Raw genomic sequence first — 21165 nt, forward strand, 5'->3', positions numbered from 1 at the left:
TCAGGTGCCCTGGGCGGAGCCGAGCGTGACGGTCCTGGTGAGTTCCCGGCCGTCGCGGGTCAGGGTGAGGGCGAGCGCGTCGCCGGGGCGGTGGGCGCGGATCTTCACGATCAGCTCCTCGCCGTTGTGGACCCGCTGGCCGTCGACCTTGGTGATGACGTCGCCGGGGCGCAGGCCGGCCTTGGCGGCGGGGCCGTCGGGGGTGACGGAGGGGGTGCCGTCCTTGCCCTTGTCGCCGACGCGGGCGCCGTCGCCGTTGAACTGCATGTCGAGGCTGACGCCGATGACCGGGTGGGTGGCCTTGCCGGTGTTGATGAGCTCCTCGGCGACCCGCTTGCCCTGGTTGACCGGGATGGCGAAGCCGAGGCCGATGGAGCCGGCCTGGCCGCCGCTGCCGCCGTCCCCCTCGCCGGAGCCGCCGGCGGCGCGGATGGCGCTGTTGATGCCGATGACGCGGCCCTTGCCGTCGAGGAGCGGGCCGCCGGAGTTGCCGGGGTTGATGGGCGCGTCGGTCTGGAGGGCGTCGACGTAGGAGATGTCGCTGCCGTCGCCCTTCTCGCCGCCGGCGGTGATCGGGCGCTCCTTGGCGCTGATGATGCCGGAGGTGACGGTGTTGGAGAGGTCGAAGGGGGCGCCGATGGCGACGACGGGGTCGCCGACGCGAACGTCGTCGGAGTTGCCGAGCGGGAGGGGCTTGAGGCCGCGGACGCCGGTGACCTGGACGACGGCGAGGTCGTAGCCGGTGTCCTTGCCGATGAGCTTGGCGGAGGCGGTCTCGCCGCTGGAGAAGGTGACGGTGATGTCGCCGGAGGTGGCGGCGGCGTCGACGACGTGGTTGTTGGTGAGGATGTGGCCGCGGTTGTCGAGGACGAAGCCGGTGCCGGTGCCGGCGGAGCCGCCGCCGCTGACGTGCAGGGTGACGACGCCGGGCAGGGCGCCTGCGGCGATGCCGGCGACGCTGTCGGGCGCCCGGTCGGCGCTGCCGGCCTCGGCCTGCGGCAGCTCGACGGTGCCGATGCCGCCGTTGCGCTCGACATAGGCGCCGACGCCGCCGCCGATGACTCCGGTGAGCAGCGCGAAGGCGAGGGCGCCGACGAGGGCGAGGCCGCGCCGGGACTTCTTCCGCGGGGGCGGGGGTACGGCTCCGGGGCCGGCGCCCCAGGGGTCGTACTGGCCCCAGGCGTGCGGCGGCACGGGCCCCTGCGGGGGCGGGACGGCGCCCTGCGGGGGTACGGCGGCCTGCGGGGGCGGTACGGGCGCGGCGGGGTGCTGCACGGGCGGCGCGGGCGCCCACGGCCCGGGCTCGCCGTAGGGCGGCGTCCGGTACTCGTCGGGCTCGTGGAGCGGCCGCGGGGCGGCCGGCGCGGGCGCGGCGGCCCGCGTCTCGGGGGCCGGTACGGGCTCCGCCGCCGTGACGGCCGGGGCCGGAACGGCGTGCGCGGGCTCGGACGGCGTGGGCTCGGCCGCGGCGGGCTCCTTCGTCATGTCGACCGTGGGGGCGGCGGGCGCCTCCGCGGCCGGCTCCGGCACGGCGGACTCGGCCGGATCCGGGGCCTGGAGGGGGAAGTCACCCTCCTCCGCCGGGGACGGCGTGGGTATCCGCGCCGCCTCCGGGGGCGTCGAGGGCCGGCTCCACCAGTTCGGCTTCCCGTCGTTCATGTTATCCCCGCAACCGCAGACCCGTGAGCGCCCCGGTGTTCGGGCGCTCTGACCGAGGATTCAACCAGGTCGGGGGTCAGCGGGGGGAGCCCGGCGGGATGCCGGGCGGGCTGGGGGCCGGACTGGGTGCCGGGCCGAGGGCCAGCTGGAGAGCGGGGGCCGTCGGCCGTATGAACGGCGAGAGCGCGAAGAGCGACTGCGCCTGCACCGCCCGGAGCCGCACGGCCGGCACCGGACCGGCCCGGTCGACGTCCGCGGGGACGGCTCCCGAGGGGACGGTGCCGCCCGGGACCAGCGGCGCGCTGCCGAAGGCCTGGGCGCCGCCGGCGGAGCGCTCGGAGCGGTCCGAGCGGCCGGTCGCGGCGCCGGAGGCGGAGCCGGGACCCGCGGAGGCGCCGGCGCGGAGCGGGGTGACCGCGGTGCCGGTGCCCTGTCCGCCGCGGGCGGCGGTGTTGAGGGTGCCGTCGACGGGCAGGGCGCCGCCGAGGGCGATGGCGGCGAAGGAGACCGCGCCGGCGGCGGCCACGGCGAAGCGCCGGCCGCGTCCCGCCGGGGTGACGGCGTGGACCCGGAAGCCGGTGCCGGTGTCGGGCGCGGCGGGGGTCGCGGTGGCGAAGCCGTCGCTCTTCACCCCGCCTGCTTCGAGGAGCTGCTCCAGCGGGGAGCGCCCGGGCTCGCCGGGACCGCCGGGCAGGCCCTGGAGCCTGGCGAGGAAGCCCTCGGAGGGCTGCGGGGCGCCGCTGGAGGCGAAGACGCTCTTCAGGGCGCGCTGGGCGTCCGCCTCGGCCTTGCAGCGGGCGCAGGTGGCGAGGTGGGCGAGGACCCGCTCGCGGGCGTCGTGACCGAGCTCGCCGTCGACGAGCGCGGCGAGCCGGTCCCCGAGGTGGTGCTCCGCGGGACTCGGTGACGGGGGACGGGTGCCGCTCACGCTGTCCCGGCCTCCCATCCGACGGTGGCCAGGGCGCGCTCCGCCCGGGCCTCGGGCGAGCGGTGCTTGAGGGCCTTGCGCAGGTGGGAGCGGCCGCGGTGGATCCGGCTGCGGACGGTGCCGAGCTTCACGCCGAGGGTCGCGGCGATCTCCTCGTACGAGAGCCCCTCGATGTCGCAGAGGACGACGGCGGCGCGGAACTCGGGCGCCAGGGTGTCGAGGGCCTGCTGGACGTCGGCGTCGAAGTGGGTGTCGTTGAACACCTGCTGGGGGGAGGGCTCACGGCTGGGGAGCCGCTCGGCGGCGTCGTCGGCGAGCGCGTCGAAGCGGATGCGCTGCTTGCGGCGGACCATGTCGAGGAAGAGGTTGGTGGTGATGCGGTGCAGCCAGCCCTCGAAGGTGCCCGGGGTGTACGTCGACAGCGAGCGGAAGACGCGGACGAAGACCTCCTGGGTGAGGTCCTCGGCGTCGTGCTGGTTGCCGGTGAGGCGGTAGGCCAGGCGGTAGACACGACCGCTGTGCGTGCTGACGATCTCCTCCCAGGTGGGCGGAGTCCACGCCTGCGATTCCGCATCCGATGCGAAGGTCGCGGTGGTGGGTGCGGTGTCGGTGTGGAGCTGGTCAGCGGTGTCGGTCACGGATTTCGGCTCACCCGCCGACCTGAGAAGACGCCGCAGCGCCCCTCTCCGATCCACAGGCGCAGCCGCACCTCCCCTATCGGCTCTGGTGGTGTCCAGTGGAGCCCCTACCATAGCCACCTCGCCCGTTAGCTCCGGATAAGAATCTTTACGCGCATTTGAATCGGGGTCGCCCACCGGTTCACGAGCGCGTCCTTCCCCTGGTGAACGCCCGGTCCCATCTGCGGGTTCCCGCTGACAGCGGATACAGTCACCGTTGCGCCAACTAAGGGGACAGGAGAGGGCCATTACCGCCAACCGGCAGACGGACTGGGCGTTCGCCGACGCCTTTGTCGCCGAGGACGACGCTCTGCGCTGGGCCCGGGCACGGGCCCGCGAGGCAGGGTTGCCCTCGGTGTCGCCGGGCACCGGTGCGGCGCTGCGTCTGCTGGCCGCGTCGGCGGACGCGAAGGCGGTGGCCGAGATCGGTACGGGCACCGGCGTGTCGGGCATCTACCTGCTGCTGGGGATGCGCCCCGACGGCACCCTGACGACGGTGGACGTGCAGCCGGAGCACCAGCAGTTCGCGAAGACGGCGTTCCGTGCGGCGGGCTTCGCCGGCAACCGGGCGCGGTTCATCCCGGGCCGGGCGCTCGACGTGCTGCCGCGGCTGGCGGACGGCGGGTACGACCTGGTGTTCTGCGACGGCGACCGCGGGGAGTACCCGGACTATCTCGCTGAATCGTTGCGCCTGCTCCGACCTGGGGGTCTGGTGTGCTTCGAGGGCGTCTTCGCGGACGGCCGCACGGTGGACTCCGGGGCCCAGCCGGGCGAGGTGCAGCGGGTCCGCGAGCTGCTGCGCACGGTCCGGGAGAGCTCCCAGCTGCTCCCGACGCTGCTGCCGGTGGGCGACGGCCTGCTCTGCGCGGTGCGGCGCGGCTGAACCGCCCCCGGGCCCGGCGCGGACCGGCCCCGGCGTGCCGCTGCCCCGGACGGCGGGGCCGTACCGGGGCAGCGGTGCAGGAATTACGGGGAGGGTCAGCCGACGACCTTCTTCAGGGCGTCACCGAGCGCCTCGGCCTCGTCCGGGGTCAGCTCGACCACGAGCCGACCGCCGCCTTCGAGCGGAACGCGCATGACGATGCCCCGCCCCTCCTTGGTCACCTCGAGCGGGCCGTCACCCGTCCGCGGCTTCATGGCCGCCATGCTCGTTCCCCTTCCTGAAACCAGCTCATCTCCAACCGGGCAGCTCCGTGCCACGGAGCAGCGTCACCGGCTTCGAACACATTGCTTCCAGGTCATTATCCCGCATCGCAGGACCCGATGACCAACATCGATCCGCATCGCTTGGGCAACGCGCTCCCGCAAAACCACACATTTCGGCGTCGGGCCTGCGATACTTCGCCGCCGCGGGTCGCTCCGCGGACCCCGATTCTTTGACGCAGCTCACATGGGCGGTACGGGTGATCTCCGTCATGCTGGGCGGATCAGCCCATCCACGAGACGAAGGGGTCCCGATGGCCGACACGGTCCTGTACGAAGTGAGCGACGGGCTCGCCACCATCACGCTCAACCGGCCCGAGGCCATGAACGCGCTGAACATCGCCGCCAAGACGGCGCTGCGGGACGCGGCCGAGGCGGCCGCCGCCGACCCGGCGGTCCGCGCGGTGCTGCTGACGTCGGCGGGCGACCGGGCGTTCTGCGTCGGCCAGGACCTCAAGGAGCACGTCGGTCTGCTGCTCCAGGACCAGGAGTCGGGCACCCGCGCCACGATGACCACGGTCCGGGACCACTACAACCCGATCGTCCGGGCCCTCACCGGCATGAAGAAGCCCGTGATCGCCGCGGTCAACGGCGTCGCCGCCGGCGCCGGCTTCGGCTTCGCGCTCGCCGCGGACTACCGGATCGTCGCCGACACCGCCTCCTTCAACACCTCCTTCGCGGGCGTCGCGCTCACCGCCGACTCCGGCATGTCCTGGACGCTCCCCCGCCTCATCGGCCAGAGCCGCGCCTCCGACCTGCTGCTCTTCCCGCGCACCCTCACCGCCCAGGAGGCGTACGACCTGGGCATCGCGAACCGCCTGGTCCCGGCCGCCGAGCTGCCCGCCGAGGCGCTCAAGCTGGCCCGGAAGCTCGCCGAGGGCCCCACCGTCGCCTACGCGGCCCTCAAGGCGTCCGTCGCCTACGGCGCCGACCACTCCCTCGACGAGGCCCTCGACAAGGAGGACGAGCTCCAGACCCTCGCCGGCGCCTCCGAGGACCACACCATCGCGGTCCGCGCCTTCCTCGCCAAGGAGAGGCCGAAGTACCTGGGCAGGTGACGGATCCCGGGGCCCCGTTTCGTACGCGGGTGGTCCGGACCACTAGGATCCGGCCACTCACGTACGCACATACCTGGGGGGTTCCGTGCGTCCTTCTCCTTCCGCGCGCCTGCTGCGCGGTGTCCTCGTCGCGGGTCTGGCACTCGGCCTGCCCGCGACGGCCCTGTCCGCTCCGGCCGCCGCGGCGGACGGCTACGACCGCTGCCCCGACGGCACGGTCTGCGTCTTCAGCGAGCCGCTGTACCGGGGCGACATGCTCGTCGTCCGGGGTCCCATGGCGTCGCTCGGCGCCTGGGACAACCGCATCCGCTCCTTCGTGGTCAAACTGCGGGGCTTCTCCGACGCCGTCTGCTTCTCGCCGAACCCCGGGCTCGACCCCGAGGGCGCGGTCCACTTCTACTCGGGCGACTCCTTCGACGAGAGCCCCTACCCGGAGCTCGACCGTGCGGTCAGCTCCCTCGACGTCGGCCCCGAGGCCGACGACTTCTGCGGGAGCGAGAGCCGCTACCCGGTCCTCTACGACTACGTGGGCACCCGGCCCGCCGCGCTCCCCGCGGACGGCCGCTTCGGCGACCTGAACAACGACGGCCACGCCGACGTCGCCGGCCGCAACCTGCTCGGCCAGCTCTGGACGGCCCACGACTACGACACCCCGGGCGTGACCCGGCTCGTCGGCGGCGGCTGGAACGCGATGACCGCGCTGACCCGCCACGGCGACCAGGACGGCGACGGCAACGAGGACGCCTACGCCCGCGACCGCTCCGGCGCGCTCTGGCTCTACCCCGGCGACGGCCGCGGCGCCTTCAAGCCGCGCCGCCAGGTCGGCGGCGGCTGGAACTCCATGCGGGACCTGGCCGCGGCCGGCGACCTCACCGGCGACGGCAGGGGCGACCTGCTCGCCTCCGACGGCGACGGCGTCCTGTGGACCTACCCGGGCACCGGCCGCAGCGGCTTCGGCGCCCGCAGGAAGGTCGGCGGCGGCTGGAAGGCGATCAACGAGCTGGTCGGCGCCGGGGACATGAACTCCGACCGCAGGGCGGACCTCGTCGCCCGCGACACCACCGGCAGGCTCTGGCTCTACCCGGGCACCGGCCGCGGCGGCTTCGGCACCCGCAAGCTCATCGGCGACGGCGGCTGGAACGCCCACCGGGAGCTCGCCGGCCTCGGCGACGTCACGGGTGACGGCCGCCCCGACCTGGTCGCCCACCTCGGCGCCGCGTCCGCCTCGTGGACGATGGGCCTGCGCGTCTACCCCGGCACCGCCGACGGCCGCCTCCGGGCGCCCCGCGACCTCGGCCAGCTCCGGTCCACCACCTTCGTCTTCTGACCTTTCCCGAAGGGAACACCGCGCATGAAGCGCACCACCGGACTCCGGCGCGCCCTGGCGGCGGCCGTGACCACGGCGGCCTCCCTGGCCACGCTCCTGACCGCCGCGCCCACCGCCTCGGCGGACGCGTCCCGCTGCCCGCAGGGCAGCTTCTGCGTCTTCCAGTATGCGCAGTTCGGCGGCCAGATGAAGATCATCTCGTCGAGCCAGTCGACCCTGGGCGTCTGGGACAACACCATCTCGTCCTACATCAACCGCAGCGACAAGTGGGCCGTCGCGCACACGGACGCCGGTTACTCGGGGAACAGCTCCATCCAGATCGACCCCCGCCAGGAATACGGCAACGACGACCTGGGCTGGCACGGCTACGAAGGCGAACTCGACAACAAGATCAGCTCCATCCGGCTCGGCAGCACCTCCTGGGAGGCCGACTACGGCTACGGGTGGATGGACTGGACCTCCATGGACCATCCCCGCCCGGCCGGCCTCCCGGCCGTCTCCCGGTTCGGCGACATGAACAACGACGGCATCGCCGACCTGCTCGAACGCGCCGACGACGGGAAGCTGTGGCTCCTGAACGGCAGGCACGACGCCGAATGGCGGACCAAGGGCCTGCTGATCGGCGGCGGCTGGAACGCCATGACCCAGCTCGTCCGGCACGGCGACCACAACGGCGACGGGACCGAGGACGTCTACGCCCGGGACCGCTCCGGCGTCCTCTGGCTCTACCCCGGCACCGGCCGCGGCGGACTCAAGCCGCGCCTGAAGGTCGGCGGCGGCTGGAACTCCATGCGGGAGATCGAGGCGGCCGGCGACCTCACCGGCGACGGCCGGCGCGACCTGCTCGCCCGGGACACCGCCGGCGTGCTGTGGACCTACCCCGGCACCGGCCGCGGCGGCTTCGGCGCCCGCAAGAAGGTCGGCGGCGGCTGGAACGCGATGAACGCGCTGGCCGCGCCCGGCGACATGAACGGGGACGGCAGGTCCGACCTGGTCGCCCGGGACGGCTCGCGCACCCTGTGGCTCTACCCGGGCAACGGCCGGGGCACCTTCGGCTCCCGCGTCCGGATGCCGTACGCCTGGCCCTCGAACGAGCCGGTGCTCGCCACCGGAGACGTCACCGGCGACGGCCGCCCGGACCTGATGCGGACCATCCAGGGGCAGCTGTACGTCTACCCGGGCACCGGCCGGGGCGGCGTCTCCGGGCCGGAGGCCAACATGGGCTGGGACAACGCCCCGCGGGTGCTCGTCTTCTGACCCCCGCGCGTCCCGGAGCGGGTGGTCAGCGCCCGCCCCGGGACGCGCAGTCCGCGAGGTGGTCGTCGACCAGGCCGCACGCCTGCATCAGGGCGTAGGCCGTCGTCGGGCCGACGAAGCGGACGCCCTTCTTCTTGAGGGCCTTCGACAGGGCCGTGGACTCGTCGGTGACCGCCGGGACGTCCGCGAGCGTGCGGGGGGCCGGGCGGGTCTCCGGGTCGGGGGCGTACGACCAGATCAGGGCGTCCAGGTCGCCGGGGGCCCAGTCGGCGAGCAGCTTCGCGTTGGCGAGGGTCGCGTCGATCTTGGCGCGGTTGCGGATGATGCCCTCGTCGGCGAGGAGCCGCTCGCGGTCGGCGTCCCCGAAGGCGGCGACGGACGCGATGCCGAACCCCGAGAAGGCCCGCCGGAAGCCCTCCCGGCGGCGCAGGATCGTGATCCAGGACAGACCCGACTGGAACGCCTCCAGGCAGAGCCGCTCGAAGAGGGCGTCGTCGCCGTGGACCGGGCGGCCCCACTCCTCGTCGTGGTAGGCGGTGTAGTCCTCGGCGGACAGGCCCCACGGGCAGCGCGGCAGCCCGTCCGGGCCGGGGATCGCCCCGCCGGTCATCGCTCGTCGCCCTCCGCGCCCTCACCGGCCGGCGCGCCCGCGAGGGCCGCCTCCAGCTCCGCGATCCGGGAGTCCCGCTCGGCGAGCTCGGCGGCGAGCCGGTCCAGGACGTCGTCGACGTCCTCCATCCGGTAGCCGCGCGCGGCGACCGGCAGCCGCAGCGCCTCGACGTCGGCACGGCCGACCGGGCGGCTCAGCGGCAGCGGGTCCACCAGCTGCTCGGGGGCCGCGTCGGGCAGCACCTCGCTGTCGCCGCCGCCGACCACGGCGAGGGTCACGGCCGCGACGACCACGACCATCGTGATGAGCAGAAACCAGAACACCAGCGCGCCTCTCCCGGAGTGGAAAACGTCCCGTGCCGATCGTGCCATGCGCCACCGACGGTTAGGGTCACAGACGACTGCACAGGACGCCGTCGACCGGTCGCGAGGGAGGACAAAAGGGATGCTGCGCTTGGGACGGCGGGAATTCGGGCCGCACGAGCCGGTGATCATGGCGATCGTGAACCGGACCCCCGACTCCTTCTACGACCAGGGCGCGACCTTCCGCGACGAGCCGGCGCTCGCCCGGGTCGAGCAGGCGGTCGCCGAGGGCGCCGCGATCATCGACATCGGCGGGGTCAAGGCCGGTCCCGGCGAGGAGGTCACGGCCGAGGAGGAGGCCCGCCGCACGGTCGGCTTCGTCGCGGAGGTCCGCCGCCGCCACCCCGACGTGGTGATCAGCGTGGACACCTGGCGCGCGGACGTCGGCGAGGCGGTCTGCGAGGCCGGCGCGGACGTGCTGAACGACGCGTGGGGCGGGGTCGACCCCCGGCTCGCGGAGGTCGCCGCGAAGTACGGCGCGGGCCTCGTCTGCACCCACGCCGGCGGCGCCGAGCCGCGCACCCGCCCGCACCGGGTCGAGTACGAGGACGTGATGGCCGACATCCTGCGGGTCACCGTGGGCCTCGCCGAGCGGGCGGTCTCGCTGGGCGTGCGGCGCGACGGGATCATGATCGACCCGGGGCACGACTTCGGGAAGAACACCCGGCACAGCCTGGAGGCCACCCGCCGGCTCGGCGAGATGGCGGAGACCGGCTGGCCGGTGCTGGTGTCGCTCTCCAACAAGGACTTCGTCGGGGAGACCCTGGACCGGCCGGTGAAGGAACGGGTCCTCGGGACCCTGGCGACCACCGCCGTCTCGGCGTGGCTCGGGGCGCGGGTCTACCGCGTCCACGAGGTCGCCGAGACCCGGCAGGTGCTCGACATGGTCGCCTCGATCGCCGGGCACCGGGCACCCGCCGTCGCCCGGCGCGGGCTGGCGTAGCGGGAGCGCGGCGCGGCGTGACGGGAGCGCGGCGCGGGCCGACGTGACGGGAAGGGGCGGGGTGGAGGGAAGGGCACGCCTCCGGCGACCTCTCCCTCCACCCCGCCCCTTCCCGCTACGGGGGCTCGGCCCCGGACCCCGCGCCTCGGAGGCCGAGGGGGCGGGGGCCGGGGCCGGTTCCTACTTCCCCGTCTCCTTCGTCACCAGCGCCACCGCCTCGTCCACGTCGTCCGTCACGTGGAAGAGCAGCAGGTCGCGCTCGCTCGCCTTGCCTCCCGCCACCACCGAGTCCCGCAGCCAGTCGACCAGGCCCTTCCAGTACTCCGTGCCGAACAGCACGATCGGGAAGCGGGTCACCTTGCGGGTCTGCACCAGCGTCAGCGCCTCGAAGAGCTCGTCGAGGGTGCCGAGGCCGCCGGGCAGGACGACGAAGCCCTGCGCGTACTTCACGAACATCGTCTTGCGGACGAAGAAGTACCGGAAGTTCACGCCGATGTCGACGTGCTGGTTGAGCCCCTGCTCGAAGGGCAGCTCGATGCCGAGGCCGACCGAGACGCCCTTGGCCTCCCGGGCGCCCTTGTTGGCCGCCTCCATGGCGCCCGGGCCTCCGCCGGTGATCACCGCGAAGCCGGCCTCGACCAGCGCCCGGCCGATCCGGACGCCCGCCTCGTACTCGGGCGAGTCCGGCTTCGTCCGGGCCGAACCGAAGACGCTGATCGCGCTCGGCAGTTCGGCGAGCGCGCCGAAGCCCTCGACGAACTCGGACTGGATCCGCATGACCCGCCAGGGGTCGGTGTGCACCCACTCCGAGTCGCCCTCGGTGTCGAGCAGCCGCTGGTCCGTGGTGCCCGGCTGGACCTGGTCCCTCCGCCTCAGCACCGGACCCAGCCGCTGCTCCTCCGGCTTCGCCACTCCCTCGGGAATGCCCATGGCCTGCTCCCTCCGCCGATCCAGATCTTTCTGTTGGGTCAGCGTAGGACCACTGAGGTGACGAAATGCGAAATTACGGGAGACGGGCGGTCAGCCAGTCGTGGAGCCGTGCCTCGCAGTGGTGGATCCGGTCGGTGTGCACGTGCTCGTCCCGCTTGTGCGCGTAGATCGGGTCGCCGGGTCCGTAGTTGACCGCGGGCACGCCGAGCGCGCTGAAGCGGGAGACGTCGGTCCAGCCGAACTTGGGCATCGCGGTGCCGCCGACGGCCTTCATGAACGCCTCGGCGGCCGGGTGGGAGAGGCCGGGCAGCGCGCCGGGGCTCTCGTCGTCGACGACGAACTCGGCGATGTCGCAGTCGGCGAAGACCTCGCGGACGTGCGCCAGCGCCTCGGCCGGGGAGCGGTCGGGGGCGTAGCGGTAGTTGACCGTGACCGAGCAGGCGTCCGGGATGACGTTGGTGGCGACGCCGCCCTGGATCGCGACCGCGTTGAGGCCCTCGTGGTACTCCAGGCCGTCGATGACTGGCTTGCGCGGCTCGTAGGCGGCGAGGCGGGCGAGGATCGGCGCGGCGGTGTGGATGGCGTTGGAGCCCATCCAGGAGCGGGCCGAGTGGGCGCGCTCGCCGGCCGTGTGCAGGATGACGCGGAGCGTGCCCTGGCAGCCGCCCTCGACCTGCCCGTCGGAGGGCTCCAGGAGGACCGCGAAGTCACCCTCCAGCCAGTCGGGGTGGGCGGCGGCGATCTTCCCGAGGCCGTTGAGGTCGGCGGCGACCTCCTCGTTGTCGTAGAAGACGAAGGTGAGGTCGCGGTTGGGCTCGGGGACGGTGGCGGCGATCCGGAGCTGCACGGCGACGCCGGACTTCATGTCGGAGGTGCCGCAGCCCCACAGGACGCCGTCCTCGTCGAGCCGGGAGGGCACGTTGTCGGCGATCGGCACGGTGTCGATGTGGCCGGCGAGGACGACCCGCTCGGCGCGGCCGAGCCGCGTGCGGGCGACGACGTTGTTGCCGTAGCGGTCGACGCTCAGGTGCGGCAGGGCCCGCAGGGCCCGCTCGATGGCGTCGGCGAGCGGCTTCTCGGTCCCGCTGACGGAGGCGAAGTCGACGAGGTCGGCGGTGAGCTCGGCCCCGTCCCGGGTGAGGTCGAGCGGGGTCTCCTGGGCAGTCTCCTGCGGGGTGATGTCAGCCATATGCCGACCCTAACCCGGCCTCCAGTACGGTGGGCCCCGTGTCCGACTCCCCCCGCCCCGCCCGTCGCGGCCGACTCGCCCGTTCGGCCGCCGCCCTCGCCGTCCTGTGCGGCCTCGCGGCGTACATCGGTATCCATCAGGTGACCGGTAGCAAGGGCGCGCCCCGGTGCGCGGTGGGCAGCGGGGACAACCGGTACGAGTTCACCCCCGAGCAGGCGTCGAACGCGGCGACGATCGCGGCGGTGGGGACCTCCCGGGGGCTGCCGGAGCGGGCCGTGACCATCGCGCTGGCGACCGCGCTCCAGGAGTCGGCCCTGCGCAACATCGAGCACGGCGACCGGGACTCGCTGGGCCTCTTCCAGCAGCGGCCGTCCATGGGCTGGGGCACTCCGGAGCAGATCATGGACCCGGTGTACTCGGCCGGGAAGTTCTACGAGGGCCTGGAGAAGGTGCCCGGCTACTCGCGGATGCCGCTGACGGTGGCGGCGCAGAAGGTGCAGAAGAGCGGCTTCCCGCAGGCGTACGCCAAGCACGAGCCGGACGCGACGCTGCTGTCGGCCGCGCTGACCGGGCGGGCTCCGGCCGCCCTGTCGTGCACGGCGGACCTCAAGGAGGGCGGCCCCGGCGACCCCGCCCTCGTCCGTACGGAGCTGGTCCGGGCCTTCGGCGAGTCCGCGGCCCCCACCTCCGTCTCCGGCGGCCCCGCCGCGGGGCGGTCCGCAGCGGAGCCCGTCGACCTCCAGGTCCCCGTCCGCGGGCCGGACCGGCGCGGCTGGGAGCTGGCCCAGTGGGCGGTGGCGCGGGCCTCGACGCTGCGGGTCGCGGAGGTGTCGTACGGGGGCAAGGTGTGGCGGGCGGACGACTCGGGCGGCGACTGGGAGTCGGCCCCCTCCGCGGGCGACGCCGCTCCCAAGCCCCCCACGGTCCACCTCCGCCTCACCCGCTGACGGGCCCTTCCCGGCCCCTGGAGGGGCGTTCCCGCCCGCCGGGGCCCTGTGGACTGGTGTGCGGAGGGGTCGCCCGGAGCGGGGTAAGGGCCGGGCCGGGAGCCCGCTCGCGCGCCGGGGCGCGCGGGGAGCCCGGGGTGCTTGGGGCACAAGGGAAGTGACGGTTCGGCAGGCCGCGTCGACAGGCGCCGTTCGTCCGCTTTCCTCCCCACCCGACAATACGACGCATTGCCCACCCTTTACCTTCGACGCCCGCAACCTCCCCCGCCCCCGGCTCGGTTGTGCAGCCCGCAAAGGCAAACGTCACCACCGTCTCTCCCGTCGAAGGAGCACCATGTCCCTCCCCCTGACCCGCCGGATCGCCCGCGCCGCCCTGATCGTCGCGGCCGGCGCAGCCCCCGTGGTCGGTGCGGCCGGCTCCGCGAGCGCCCTGGACCACGGCCTCGCGCCGACCGGCGCCCTCGGCGGCCTGACCGCGCTGGACGCGGCGAACGCGGGCTCGGCCGTCGACGGTGCCGCGCAGACCACGACCGGCGTGGCCGGCGCGACCGGCGGCCAGGCCGTCGGCACGGCCGTCCCGGCGGCCGGCAAGGCCGTGGGCGCGGCCGGCAGGACCGCGACGCCGGCGGCGCAGAAGATCGCGGGCGAGACCGCGGGCGGCGCCGGCCAGGCGCTGGGCCAGACGGCCGGTGCCGGCGCCGACAGCGCCGGCTACACCCGCACCGACGGCGCGCTGGGCGGCGCCCTCGCGGGCCAGCCGCTCGGCGGCCTGCCGATCGGCTGAGCCGGCGGCGGACACGCGGAAGGGCCCGGGCGCTCCACGCGCCCGGGCCCTTCCGCGTACCGCCCGCCGTCAGGAGAGGCGCTTGACCGCCGCCGCGACGCGCTCGTCCGTCGCCGTGAAGGCCACCCGCACGAAGCGGGCGCCCGCCTCGCCGTAGAAGTCGCCCGGGGCCACCAGGACGCCCTTCTCCGCCAGGTACGCCACCGTGTCCCAGCAGGGCTCGTCGCGGGTCGCCCACAGGTAGAGGCTCGCCTCGGAGTGCTCGATGCGGAAGCCGTGGGCCTCCAGGGCCGCCTTCAGGGCGGCGCGCCGGGCCGCGTACCGCTCCCGCTGCTCGGCGACGTGCGCGTCGTCGCCGAGGGCGGCGACCGTGGCGGCCTGGACCGGCGCCGCCGTCATCATGCCGCCGTGCTTGCGGATCTGGAGCAGCTCGCCGAGGACGGCCGCGTCACCGGCGATGAACGCCGCGCGGTAGCCCGCCAGGTTGGAACGCTTGGAGAGCGAGTGGACGGCGACGATCCCCTCGTACGAGCCGCCGCAGACGTCCGGGTGCAGGACCGACACCGGGTCGGCCTCCCAGCCCAGTTCGAGGTAGCACTCGTCGGAGAAGACGAGGACGCCGTGCTCGCGGGCCCAGGCCACGATCCGGGTCAGCTCGTCCTTCGGCAGCACCTCGCCCGTGGGGTTGGACGGGGAGTTGAGCCAGAGCAGCTTCAGGCCGGCCGGGTCGAGCTCGGTCGGGTCGTCGTAGACGACCGCCTCCGCACCGCAGAGCCGCGCGCCGACCTCGTACGTCGGGTAGGCGAGCCGCGGGTAGGCCACCTTGTCGCCGGCGCCGAGTCCCAGCTGGGTCGGCAGCCAGGCGACGAGCTCCTTGGAGCCGACCACGGGCAGCACGTTCTCGTGGGCGAAGCCGGTCGCGCCGAGGCGCCGCCCGCACCAGTCGGTGAGCGCGTCGCGCAGCGCCGGCGTGCCCCAGACCGTCGGATAGCCCGGCGAGTCCGCCGCGGCCACCAGGGCCTCCTGGATCAGCGCGGGAACCGGGTCGACCGGCGTGCCGACCGACAGGTCCACGATCCCGTCCGGGTGCGCCAGGGCCGTCTTCTTGTACGGCTCCAGCTTGTCCCAGGGGAAGACGGGCAGGCGCGAAGAGACTGCGCTCACGGGTTGGCTCACTTCCTCGTACGTACGCGATACGCCTCGGTCCCGCACGGCGGCGGAGCCGTACGGGACCGAGAGCGGGTGCAGCGAAAGATCAGCCGTTCTGCGGCGGCAGGGCGGCGATGAAGGGGTGGTCGCGGTCGATCTCACCGAGCTTGGAAGCGCCACCGGGCGAACCCAGGTCGTCGAAGAACTCGACGTTCGCCTTGTAGTAGTCCTTCCACTCCTCCGGGGTGTCGTCCTCGTAGAAGATCGCCTCGACCGGGCACACCGGCTCACAGGCTCCACAGTCGACGCACTCGTCCGGGTGGATGTAGAGAGATCGCTTGCCCTCGTAGATGCAGTCGACGGGGCACTCCTCGATGCAAGCCTTGTCCTTGACGTCGACACAAGGCTGCGCGATGACGTAGGTCACGCTGTCGTTCCTCCTCGGTAGGGCTGGTCTGCGCGGGAGCGCGGTGTCGTCGATGCCCGCACCTAGTATCTCCGTTCTTGGGGGCGATCCGAACAGGAGGGGCGGAGAAGCTGTGGAAATCACCGGCGGAGGCCGACTTGAGGTCCGTGTCACCAGGGCTGACGTGGGAAAACGTGTCTCCGTTCGGTACGTGACGGACTCCGCGTCGGCGGGTGGCCGCTTCACCGACGCGGTCGGGGTTCTCACATCATGGGACGAGGGTGTGCTCACGATCACACGAAAGAGCGGCGAGACCGTCCGGATCGCGGAACTCCGCCTGGTCGCGGGCAAGATCGTGCCCCCCGCCCCGGCCCGCCGCGCGGGGCCCGCCGCCACCTTCCCCGAGCTCTCCCGGGCCGCCGCGCGCGCGTGGCAGCCGGTCGAGAGCGAGGCGCTCGGCGCGTGGACGCTCAGGGCCGCGATCCAGGAGGAGCCGGGCGAGGCCCGTCCTGGAGGGGCGGTGGCCGGACGACGGGTGGGCTTCACCCGCCGGGCCAACTCGGTCCTCCCCGCGGGCGATCCGGGCCTGCCCGTCGCCGAGGCCCTGGAGGCCGTGCGCCAGTGGTACGCGGACCGGAGGCTGCCCGCGTACGTCCAGACCGCCACCGGCGCCGAGGGCACCCAGGAACTGCTCTGCGCCGAGCTGGAGCGGCTCGGCTGGCGGCGCGAGGTCACCGCCGAGCTGCGGATCGGCGCGCTCGCGCCGCTCGCCGACCGGGAGCCGGGCCCCGCCGAGGTGCGCCTCTCCCGGACGCTCGACGACGCCTGGCTGCACCGGTACCAGCGCTTCACCCGGACGAGCCCGGCGGTGCGGCAGGTGCTCACCTCGGGCCCGAGTGTGTGGTTCGCGTCCGTCGCGGGCACGGGAGAGGTGCCGGCCGCCATCGGCCGCTGTGTCGTCGACGGCCGCTGGGCGGGTTTCATGGCGGTGGAGGTCGACCCGGCGCACCGCCGCCGGGGCCTGGCCACCGCGGTCATGGCCGCCCTCGCCGCACAGGCCCTCGACGAGGGCGCTTCGGCGGCCTGGCTCCAGGTCGAGGCCGACAACCACGGCGCGCGGGCGCTGTACGAGGGGATGGGCTTCGTGGTGCACCACCACTACCACCACTACCGGCAGGCGGAGGCGTGAGCGCGGCGTGAGCGCGGAGGACCCCCTGACACCACCGGCCGGCCGGCCGCCCGACCGGCGGCGGGAGTTCGCGGAGGAGGCCCGGGCCGAGCGGCCCGACCTCGCCCGGCTCTGCCTGCTGATCTGCGCCGTCGCCGACCCCACCGTCACCGAGCACGACCTCGTCGAGGCCGACGTCGAGCTGGACCGGCTCGCCGGGCTCGTCCCGTACGCCACCCGGCACACCGGCGCCTGGAAGGACGAGCTGGCGGCGCTCCTCGGCGGCCGGGAGGGCTTCGAGGGCGTCCCCGCCGACTACCAGCGCCTGGAGTCCTCCCTCCTCCACGAGGTGCTCCGGCGGCGCCGGGGCCTGCCGATCCTGCTCTCCGTGGTGTGGATGGAGGTCGCCCGCCGGGCCGGCGCGCCCGTGTACGGCCTCGGCCTGCCCGGCCACTTCGTCGTCGGCTTCGGCGACCCGGCCGACCTCGACCTCGCCGACCCCTTCGCGGGCGGGCGCCCGATGACCGCCGAGGACGCCGAGCTGCTCGTGGCGAGCGCGACCGGCGAGGCCCTGGACCGCTCGATGCTGCGCCCCGCCGAGCCCGGCGCCATCGTGCTCCGCATCCTCGGCAACATCCGCGCCTGGGCGACCCCCCGCCCCGAGCACTCCGACGTGGCCCTGTGGGCGGTGGAGCTGGCCCTGCTGCTCCCCTCCCATCCGGCGCGCCTGCGCTACGAGCGGGCCGAACTCCTGGTCCAGCGCGGGGACTTCCTGACCGGGGCGGCGGAGATGGAGGCGTACGCGCAGATCATGGACGCGGTCGACCCGGACACGGCCGCGGCGATCCGCCACCGGGCCCAGGCGGCGCGCGCCCGGCTCAACTAGGGCCTGTCCGACCATGGGCGTCGGATCAGGCCGGGTCGTCCGGTGCGTGCGATCGGCGTGCGGCCGGGGCCTCCTCGTAGCGGCGCTACTCGGGCGTTTCGGCCGTGCGGCGAGCGTGCGTGCCGGACGGGCCGGACCCGACGGGAATGGTCGGACAGGCCCTAGGGGCGCCGGTTCACCCCGCGAGGGAGCGGATCATCGTCATCAGGCGGGCGTGGGTGGCGGTGTCGGCGGCGGCCACGAGCCCGCGTGCGCCGTCCTCCCCCACCGGGGTGCCGTCGAGGCCGGTGACGACGCAGCCGGCCGCCCGGCAGAGCGCGATGCCGGCGGCGAAGTGGACGCTGCCGGACAGGTCGCCGCCGTCCGTCACGTACGCGGCCCGGCGTCCCGCCGCCACCCAGGCGAGCGCGAGCGTCGTCGACACCACCCGGGGCCGGAAGCCGGCGACGAAGTCGGGGTGGGCGAGCAGGTCGACGGCGCGGAAGCCGGGCGCGCCCGGGAACGGCGGGTCCAGGTTCACGTCGACGAGTCCGGTGGCGGCGGTGGGCGCGAGGACCTCCCCGTCCTCGTCCCAGGCGGTCGTCCCGTCGGTGCGGAACAGGCCGCCGAACGGGTCGGCCACGGCCGCCGCCCCGCCGCGCAGGGCGACGTTGACGGCCACGAGCTTGTTCCCGACCGCGTAGTTGAGGGTGCCGCAGAGGGGGTCCACGAGCCACTGGCGACGGCCCCCGGCCGCGCCCTGGGCCCCGCCCTCCTCGCCGAGCACGGCGTCGTCGGGCCGGGCGGCCCGCAGCACGTCCAGAATGGCCCGCTCGGCCGCCAGGTCGGCGGCGGTGGCGAAGTCGCCCGCGCCCTTGTCGACCCGGTCGAGTTCCCGCCCGTAGAGGCCGCGCACGACCTCGGCACCGGCACGGGCGGCGGTCGCGGCGACCTCGGCGTCGGAGAGCTCCTGGATGATCATGGGCCGAGGGTACGCGGGGCGGGCCGGGAGCCGCCGGGGATTCACCGGGGAGCCACGCCGAGGGGGCGTCAGGAGGGAGCGGGGCGACCGGATTCGAACCGGCGTCCTCCGAGATGCCATCGCGGCGCATTACCTCTGTGCTACGACCCCGCTCCCAGGCCCCCGAGTCTAGACGTGCCCCGCGGGCGCCTCCAACCGGGTTTTCCCAGGGGCTTCACGGCCGCTCGAAGGAGGAGGAAGCCGTCCCCCGGCCGGGCGGGCGCGAGCAGGACGCGGCGGGCGACCGCGCGCCTCGGACCCCGGGGCGGCGGGCGGGTCGGGGGCGATCGGCGGCGTCCGCGTCCGCGCGGCGTGTCCGGGGCGCGGCCGCCTGTCCGACCACAATGGGTCCATGCCGCTGACCGCCGACATCCTCGTCGCCCTCATCGCGCTCCTGCACTTCTACATCCTCGTGATGGAGATGTTCCTGTGGGAGAAGGAGACGGGCCGGCGCTTCTCCGGCTTCGACGCCCGGCTCGCCCGCGAGACGGCCGCCATGGCGGCCAACCAGGGGCTCTACAACGGGTTCCTCGCCGCCGGGCTCGTCTGGGGGCTCGTCTCCGACGAGCCGACGGGGTTCCGGGTGCGGGTGTTCTTCCTGTCGTGCGTCGTGATCGCCGGGCTGTACGGCGCCGCCACCGCCAACCGCCGGATCCTCTACGCGCAGGCGCTGCCCGGCGCGCTCGCCCTGTCCGCGGTGCTCGTCGCCGGGTGAGGGGCGGGCGGAGGGGACTCCCCCGGCGCGGTGGCCGCGGGCCGAGAGGCCGCGGTACGGCGGCGAGGGGTGGGGCGGCCCGCCGCGCGGCTCCGGACGCCCGGTGCGGGCTCCGCCGCGGCGCCCGTACGCGGCCGGCCCCCGGCCTCGGGGGAGGACGGGGGCCGGGCCGGGCGGCGGCGGGGGCTCAGCCCTTGCCGGTGAGGTCGATCGTCGCGGTGCGCTCGGCCTTGGTCTTGCCCCGGAGGGCGTCGCGCATGACGAACGCGACGTCGTCGGCGGAGACCTCGTGCTTCGAGCCGTCGCCCTTGGTGATCATGACGCCCTTGAAGGTGCCTTCGAGGAGCCGGGTGATCGCCTTCTTGTCGTAGACCTCCACCAGGTGGCCGTCGACGGCCTTCATGGAGAGGATCTGCGGCAGCGAGCGGGCGGGACCGAAGTCGATGCTCTTGCCGCCGGCCTGGACGGTGATCCGGCCGGACATGGCGGGGGTGGCGAACTCCTTCATCGCCCGGTCCAGTTCGGCCTTGGTGACCGAGGGCTTCAGGACGCTGACCGGGAGCTCGACGACCTTGTTCCGGCCGGTCTCCACCTGGGCCCGGAAGGCGTCCTTGACGGAGATCATCGAGCGCTGGACGTCGAGGCCGTTGCCGGGCTTGCCCTCGACGGCGGTGACCTTGTTCGGGGCGAAGAGGATCGTCGCCTCGGTCGCCGACGAGGAGGCGCCCGCGAGGTCCCGCAGGGCGACGGCGAGCTTCTCGTCGTCCACCGGGAAGACCGGCTTGGCGACCCGCTCGCCGCCGAAGAGGGAGCCGATCACCGAGACGGGGTTGTAGTCGCTGCCGGCGGCGGCGCGGACGGTCTCCTGGCTGTCCAGGGTGAGTCCGGCCTTGTCGGGCGCGAGCTGCACCTTCTTGCCGCCCACGGTGAGCTGGAGGGGGGTCGCGGCGCGCTTGCCGAGCTGCGCCTCCAGCTTGTTGACGGCCTCCTCCTTCGTGCCGCCGCCGATGTCGACGCCGAGGACGGTGGTGCCCTTGGGGACGTCGGAGTGGTTGAGGAGGAGTCCGGCGCCGTAGGCGACACCGGCGAGGCCGACGACGCCGACGGCGGCGAGGACCAGCTTGGAGCGGCCCTTCTTGGCCGGGGCGGGCTTCGGCGCGGGCTTGGGCGCCGGGGCGGGCTTCGGGGCCTGCTCCTGGCGGCCGGGGCGGGGCGCCCCGCCCTGGGGGCCGTCGGGGCGCGCGTTCGGACCGGGGCGGCCGCCGGCCGGGGGGACGACGGGGATGCCGCTGGTGAGGGTGTCACCGGACACCCGGCCGCCGGGGGCGCCCGGGCCGCCCGCGCCCGGCCGGCCCGCGCCGGGCGCGGGCGCCGGCTGCTGCGGCGTCAGGATCGCGGTGTCGTCGGACATGCGCGGCGCGGGGCCGCCGGCTCCGCGCGGACCGGGACCGCCGGTCATCGGGCCACCGGTCATCGGGCCACCGGCGGCCGGACCGCCCGCCAGGGGGCCGCCCGCCGGGCCGCCCGGGCGCTTCGGCATGGCCGGGCGCCGGGGCGCGCCGCCGCCGAGGCCGGCGATGCCACTGGCACCCGTGGTCGGGCCGGTGGGCTGGCCGTCGTACCGGGGGGTGCCGGCCGCGGGCGTGCCGTCGTACATCGGCGTGCCGGCGGACGGGGTGCCGTCGTACATCGGCGTGCCGGCCGCGGGCGTGCCGTCGTACGCCGGGGTCCCGCCGGCGGGCGTGCCGGGCGGGGGGCCGTCGTAGAGGGGGACGCCGGCGGCGGGGGTGCCGTCGTAGCCGGGGAGGGTGCCGGTGTCGTACAGCGGGTTGCTGACGGGGCGGCTGGAGGGCGTGCTGCCGACCGTGGGCACGCCGGCGGTCGCGGAGCCCGCGAAGCCGGTGCCGGGGGTCGGCGGGCCGCCGAGGGCCTTCGGGGCGGGGGCCGCCGGGGCGGCGGGGCCGCCC

The 21165-nt window shown here is 74.7% G+C and carries 22 protein-coding genes and 1 tRNA gene; 10 read left to right on the top strand and 13 right to left on the bottom strand.

Annotation, left to right across the window (positions count from 1 at the left end):
* From IE321_RS27910 to sigE, 3 genes are all read right to left on the bottom strand, one after another.
* A complete protein-coding gene (locus tag IE321_RS27910; protein WP_190224968.1) occupies positions 1-1659 on the bottom strand; it encodes a S1C family serine protease in 1659 nt (552 codons plus the stop codon).
* 76 nt (positions 1660-1735) lie between these two features.
* On the bottom strand, positions 1736-2587 hold the full coding sequence (locus tag IE321_RS27915) for a zf-HC2 domain-containing protein (RefSeq protein WP_043230473.1): 852 nt from the start codon (positions 2585-2587) through the stop codon (positions 1736-1738).
* On the bottom strand, positions 2584-3339 hold the full coding sequence (gene sigE, locus IE321_RS27920; RefSeq protein WP_079022446.1) for an RNA polymerase sigma factor SigE: 756 nt from the start codon (positions 3337-3339) through the stop codon (positions 2584-2586). Before sigE ends, IE321_RS27915 begins: the two co-directional genes overlap by 4 nt.
* Before the next feature lie 142 nt (positions 3340-3481).
* Between sigE and IE321_RS27925 the strand changes: the two genes are divergently transcribed.
* A complete protein-coding gene (locus IE321_RS27925) occupies positions 3482-4147 on the top strand; it encodes an O-methyltransferase (RefSeq protein WP_043230428.1) in 666 nt (221 codons plus the stop codon).
* Positions 4148-4242: 95 nt separating this feature from the next.
* Here IE321_RS27925 and IE321_RS27930 read toward each other — a convergent pair whose 3' ends face one another.
* Positions 4243-4410: a DUF3117 domain-containing protein gene (locus IE321_RS27930; protein WP_009997451.1), complete on the bottom strand. Its 168-nt coding sequence runs from the start codon at positions 4408-4410 to the stop codon at positions 4243-4245.
* A 311-nt stretch (positions 4411-4721) separates the two neighbouring features.
* Between IE321_RS27930 and chcB the strand changes: the two genes are divergently transcribed.
* From chcB to IE321_RS27945, 3 genes are all read left to right on the top strand, one after another.
* On the top strand, positions 4722-5525 hold the full coding sequence (gene chcB, locus IE321_RS27935) for a 2-cyclohexenylcarbonyl CoA isomerase (protein WP_043230430.1): 804 nt from the start codon (positions 4722-4724) through the stop codon (positions 5523-5525).
* An 85-nt stretch (positions 5526-5610) separates the two neighbouring features.
* Positions 5611-6852, top strand: coding sequence for an FG-GAP-like repeat-containing protein (locus IE321_RS27940; RefSeq protein WP_190224969.1), 1242 nt, complete (start codon positions 5611-5613; stop codon positions 6850-6852).
* A 24-nt stretch (positions 6853-6876) separates the two neighbouring features.
* Complete coding sequence (locus IE321_RS27945) at positions 6877-8109, top strand: FG-GAP-like repeat-containing protein (protein ID WP_190224970.1); 1233 nt, start codon at positions 6877-6879, stop codon at positions 8107-8109.
* Between the two features lie 25 nt (positions 8110-8134).
* Here the strand turns inward: IE321_RS27945 and IE321_RS27950 are convergent, their stop codons facing one another.
* Both IE321_RS27950 and IE321_RS27955 read right to left on the bottom strand, forming a co-directional pair.
* Positions 8135-8719, bottom strand: coding sequence for a DNA-3-methyladenine glycosylase I (locus IE321_RS27950; protein WP_190224971.1), 585 nt, complete (start codon positions 8717-8719; stop codon positions 8135-8137).
* The gene (locus tag IE321_RS27955; protein WP_043230437.1) at positions 8716-9042 is read right to left on the bottom strand and encodes a DivIVA domain-containing protein; all 327 of its coding nucleotides are present in this window, start codon (positions 9040-9042) and stop codon (positions 8716-8718) included. Before IE321_RS27955 ends, IE321_RS27950 begins: the two co-directional genes overlap by 4 nt.
* 121 nt (positions 9043-9163) lie before the next feature.
* Here IE321_RS27955 and folP point away from each other — a divergent pair, with 121 nt between their 5' ends.
* Positions 9164-10024: a dihydropteroate synthase gene (gene folP / locus IE321_RS27960; RefSeq protein WP_190224972.1), complete on the top strand. Its 861-nt coding sequence runs from the start codon at positions 9164-9166 to the stop codon at positions 10022-10024.
* Positions 10025-10204: 180 nt separating this feature from the next.
* On the opposite strand, the gene IE321_RS27965 is transcribed toward folP, so the two are convergent.
* Positions 10205-10954 (bottom strand): LOG family protein, encoded by a 750-nt coding sequence (locus tag IE321_RS27965; RefSeq protein ID WP_043230443.1) that lies wholly within the window; start codon positions 10952-10954, stop codon positions 10205-10207.
* Positions 10955-11027: 73 nt separating this feature from the next.
* Positions 11028-12143 carry a succinyl-diaminopimelate desuccinylase gene (gene dapE, locus IE321_RS27970; protein WP_190224973.1) on the bottom strand — a complete coding sequence of 372 codons (1116 nt, stop codon included), beginning with the start codon at positions 12141-12143 and terminating at the stop codon, positions 11028-11030.
* A 29-nt stretch (positions 12144-12172) separates the two neighbouring features.
* Here dapE and IE321_RS27975 point away from each other — a divergent pair, with 29 nt between their 5' ends.
* Complete coding sequence (locus IE321_RS27975; RefSeq protein ID WP_043230448.1) at positions 12173-13090, top strand: hypothetical protein; 918 nt, start codon at positions 12173-12175, stop codon at positions 13088-13090.
* 334 nt (positions 13091-13424) lie between these two features.
* Positions 13425-13874: an ATP-binding protein gene (locus IE321_RS27980; RefSeq protein ID WP_190224974.1), complete on the top strand. Its 450-nt coding sequence runs from the start codon at positions 13425-13427 to the stop codon at positions 13872-13874.
* Between the two features lie 69 nt (positions 13875-13943).
* Here the strand turns inward: IE321_RS27980 and IE321_RS27985 are convergent, their stop codons facing one another.
* Positions 13944-15038 (bottom strand): bifunctional succinyldiaminopimelate transaminase/glutamate-prephenate aminotransferase, encoded by a 1095-nt coding sequence (locus IE321_RS27985; protein ID WP_190224975.1) that lies wholly within the window; start codon positions 15036-15038, stop codon positions 13944-13946.
* A gap of 91 nt (positions 15039-15129) precedes the next feature.
* Entirely contained in the window at positions 15130-15450 is a 321-nt protein-coding gene (fdxA, locus tag IE321_RS27990) for a ferredoxin (RefSeq protein WP_030747280.1), read from the bottom strand.
* A 112-nt stretch (positions 15451-15562) separates the two neighbouring features.
* On the opposite strand from fdxA, the gene IE321_RS27995 reads away from it, so the two are divergent.
* Positions 15563-16618 carry a GNAT family N-acetyltransferase gene (locus IE321_RS27995; protein ID WP_190224976.1) on the top strand — a complete coding sequence of 352 codons (1056 nt, stop codon included), beginning with the start codon at positions 15563-15565 and terminating at the stop codon, positions 16616-16618.
* Positions 16619-16625: 7 nt separating this feature from the next.
* A complete protein-coding gene (locus IE321_RS28000) occupies positions 16626-17483 on the top strand; it encodes a transglutaminase family protein (protein ID WP_226651338.1) in 858 nt (285 codons plus the stop codon).
* 175 nt (positions 17484-17658) lie between these two features.
* Here the strand turns inward: IE321_RS28000 and IE321_RS28005 are convergent, their stop codons facing one another.
* Positions 17659-18444 carry an inositol monophosphatase family protein gene (locus tag IE321_RS28005; protein WP_043230481.1) on the bottom strand — a complete coding sequence of 262 codons (786 nt, stop codon included), beginning with the start codon at positions 18442-18444 and terminating at the stop codon, positions 17659-17661.
* Positions 18445-18521: 77 nt separating this feature from the next.
* Positions 18522-18596: transfer RNA gene (locus IE321_RS28010), tRNA-Ala, on the bottom strand.
* Between the two features lie 239 nt (positions 18597-18835).
* Between IE321_RS28010 and IE321_RS28015 the strand changes: the two genes are divergently transcribed.
* Positions 18836-19198: a DUF1304 domain-containing protein gene (locus tag IE321_RS28015; protein ID WP_043230461.1), complete on the top strand. Its 363-nt coding sequence runs from the start codon at positions 18836-18838 to the stop codon at positions 19196-19198.
* Between the two features lie 187 nt (positions 19199-19385).
* Here IE321_RS28015 and IE321_RS28020 read toward each other — a convergent pair.
* Positions 19386-21165 (bottom strand): peptidoglycan binding domain-containing protein (locus IE321_RS28020; protein WP_373316645.1); only part of this gene is annotated, 1780 nt, incomplete at its 5' end.

Origin of the sequence: Streptomyces hydrogenans, from assembly GCF_014656075.1 — a bacterium.
Classification (GTDB): Bacteria; Actinomycetota; Actinomycetes; order Streptomycetales; family Streptomycetaceae; genus Streptomyces; species Streptomyces hydrogenans.

Coding starts and splice junctions, on each gene's coding strand:
- IE321_RS28015 (WP_043230461.1), top strand. CDS start 18,836: ATGCCGCTGACCGCCGACATCCTCGTCGCCCTCATCGCGCTCCTGCAC.
- IE321_RS27980 (WP_190224974.1), top strand. CDS start 13,425: ATGTCCCTCCCCCTGACCCGCCGGATCGCCCGCGCCGCCCTGATCGTC.
- IE321_RS27965 (WP_043230443.1), bottom strand. CDS start 10,954: ATGGGCATTCCCGAGGGAGTGGCGAAGCCGGAGGAGCAGCGGCTGGGT.
- dapE (WP_190224973.1), bottom strand. CDS start 12,143: ATGGCTGACATCACCCCGCAGGAGACTGCCCAGGAGACCCCGCTCGAC.
- IE321_RS27950 (WP_190224971.1), bottom strand. CDS start 8,719: ATGACCGGCGGGGCGATCCCCGGCCCGGACGGGCTGCCGCGCTGCCCG.
- IE321_RS27910 (WP_190224968.1), bottom strand. CDS start 1,659: ATGAACGACGGGAAGCCGAACTGGTGGAGCCGGCCCTCGACGCCCCCG.
- chcB (WP_043230430.1), top strand. CDS start 4,722: ATGGCCGACACGGTCCTGTACGAAGTGAGCGACGGGCTCGCCACCATC.
- IE321_RS27945 (WP_190224970.1), top strand. CDS start 6,877: ATGAAGCGCACCACCGGACTCCGGCGCGCCCTGGCGGCGGCCGTGACC.
- folP (WP_190224972.1), top strand. CDS start 9,164: ATGCTGCGCTTGGGACGGCGGGAATTCGGGCCGCACGAGCCGGTGATC.
- IE321_RS27930 (WP_009997451.1), bottom strand. CDS start 4,410: ATGGCGGCCATGAAGCCGCGGACGGGTGACGGCCCGCTCGAGGTGACC.
- sigE (WP_079022446.1), bottom strand. CDS start 3,339: ATGGTAGGGGCTCCACTGGACACCACCAGAGCCGATAGGGGAGGTGCG.
- IE321_RS28005 (WP_043230481.1), bottom strand. CDS start 18,444: ATGATCATCCAGGAGCTCTCCGACGCCGAGGTCGCCGCGACCGCCGCC.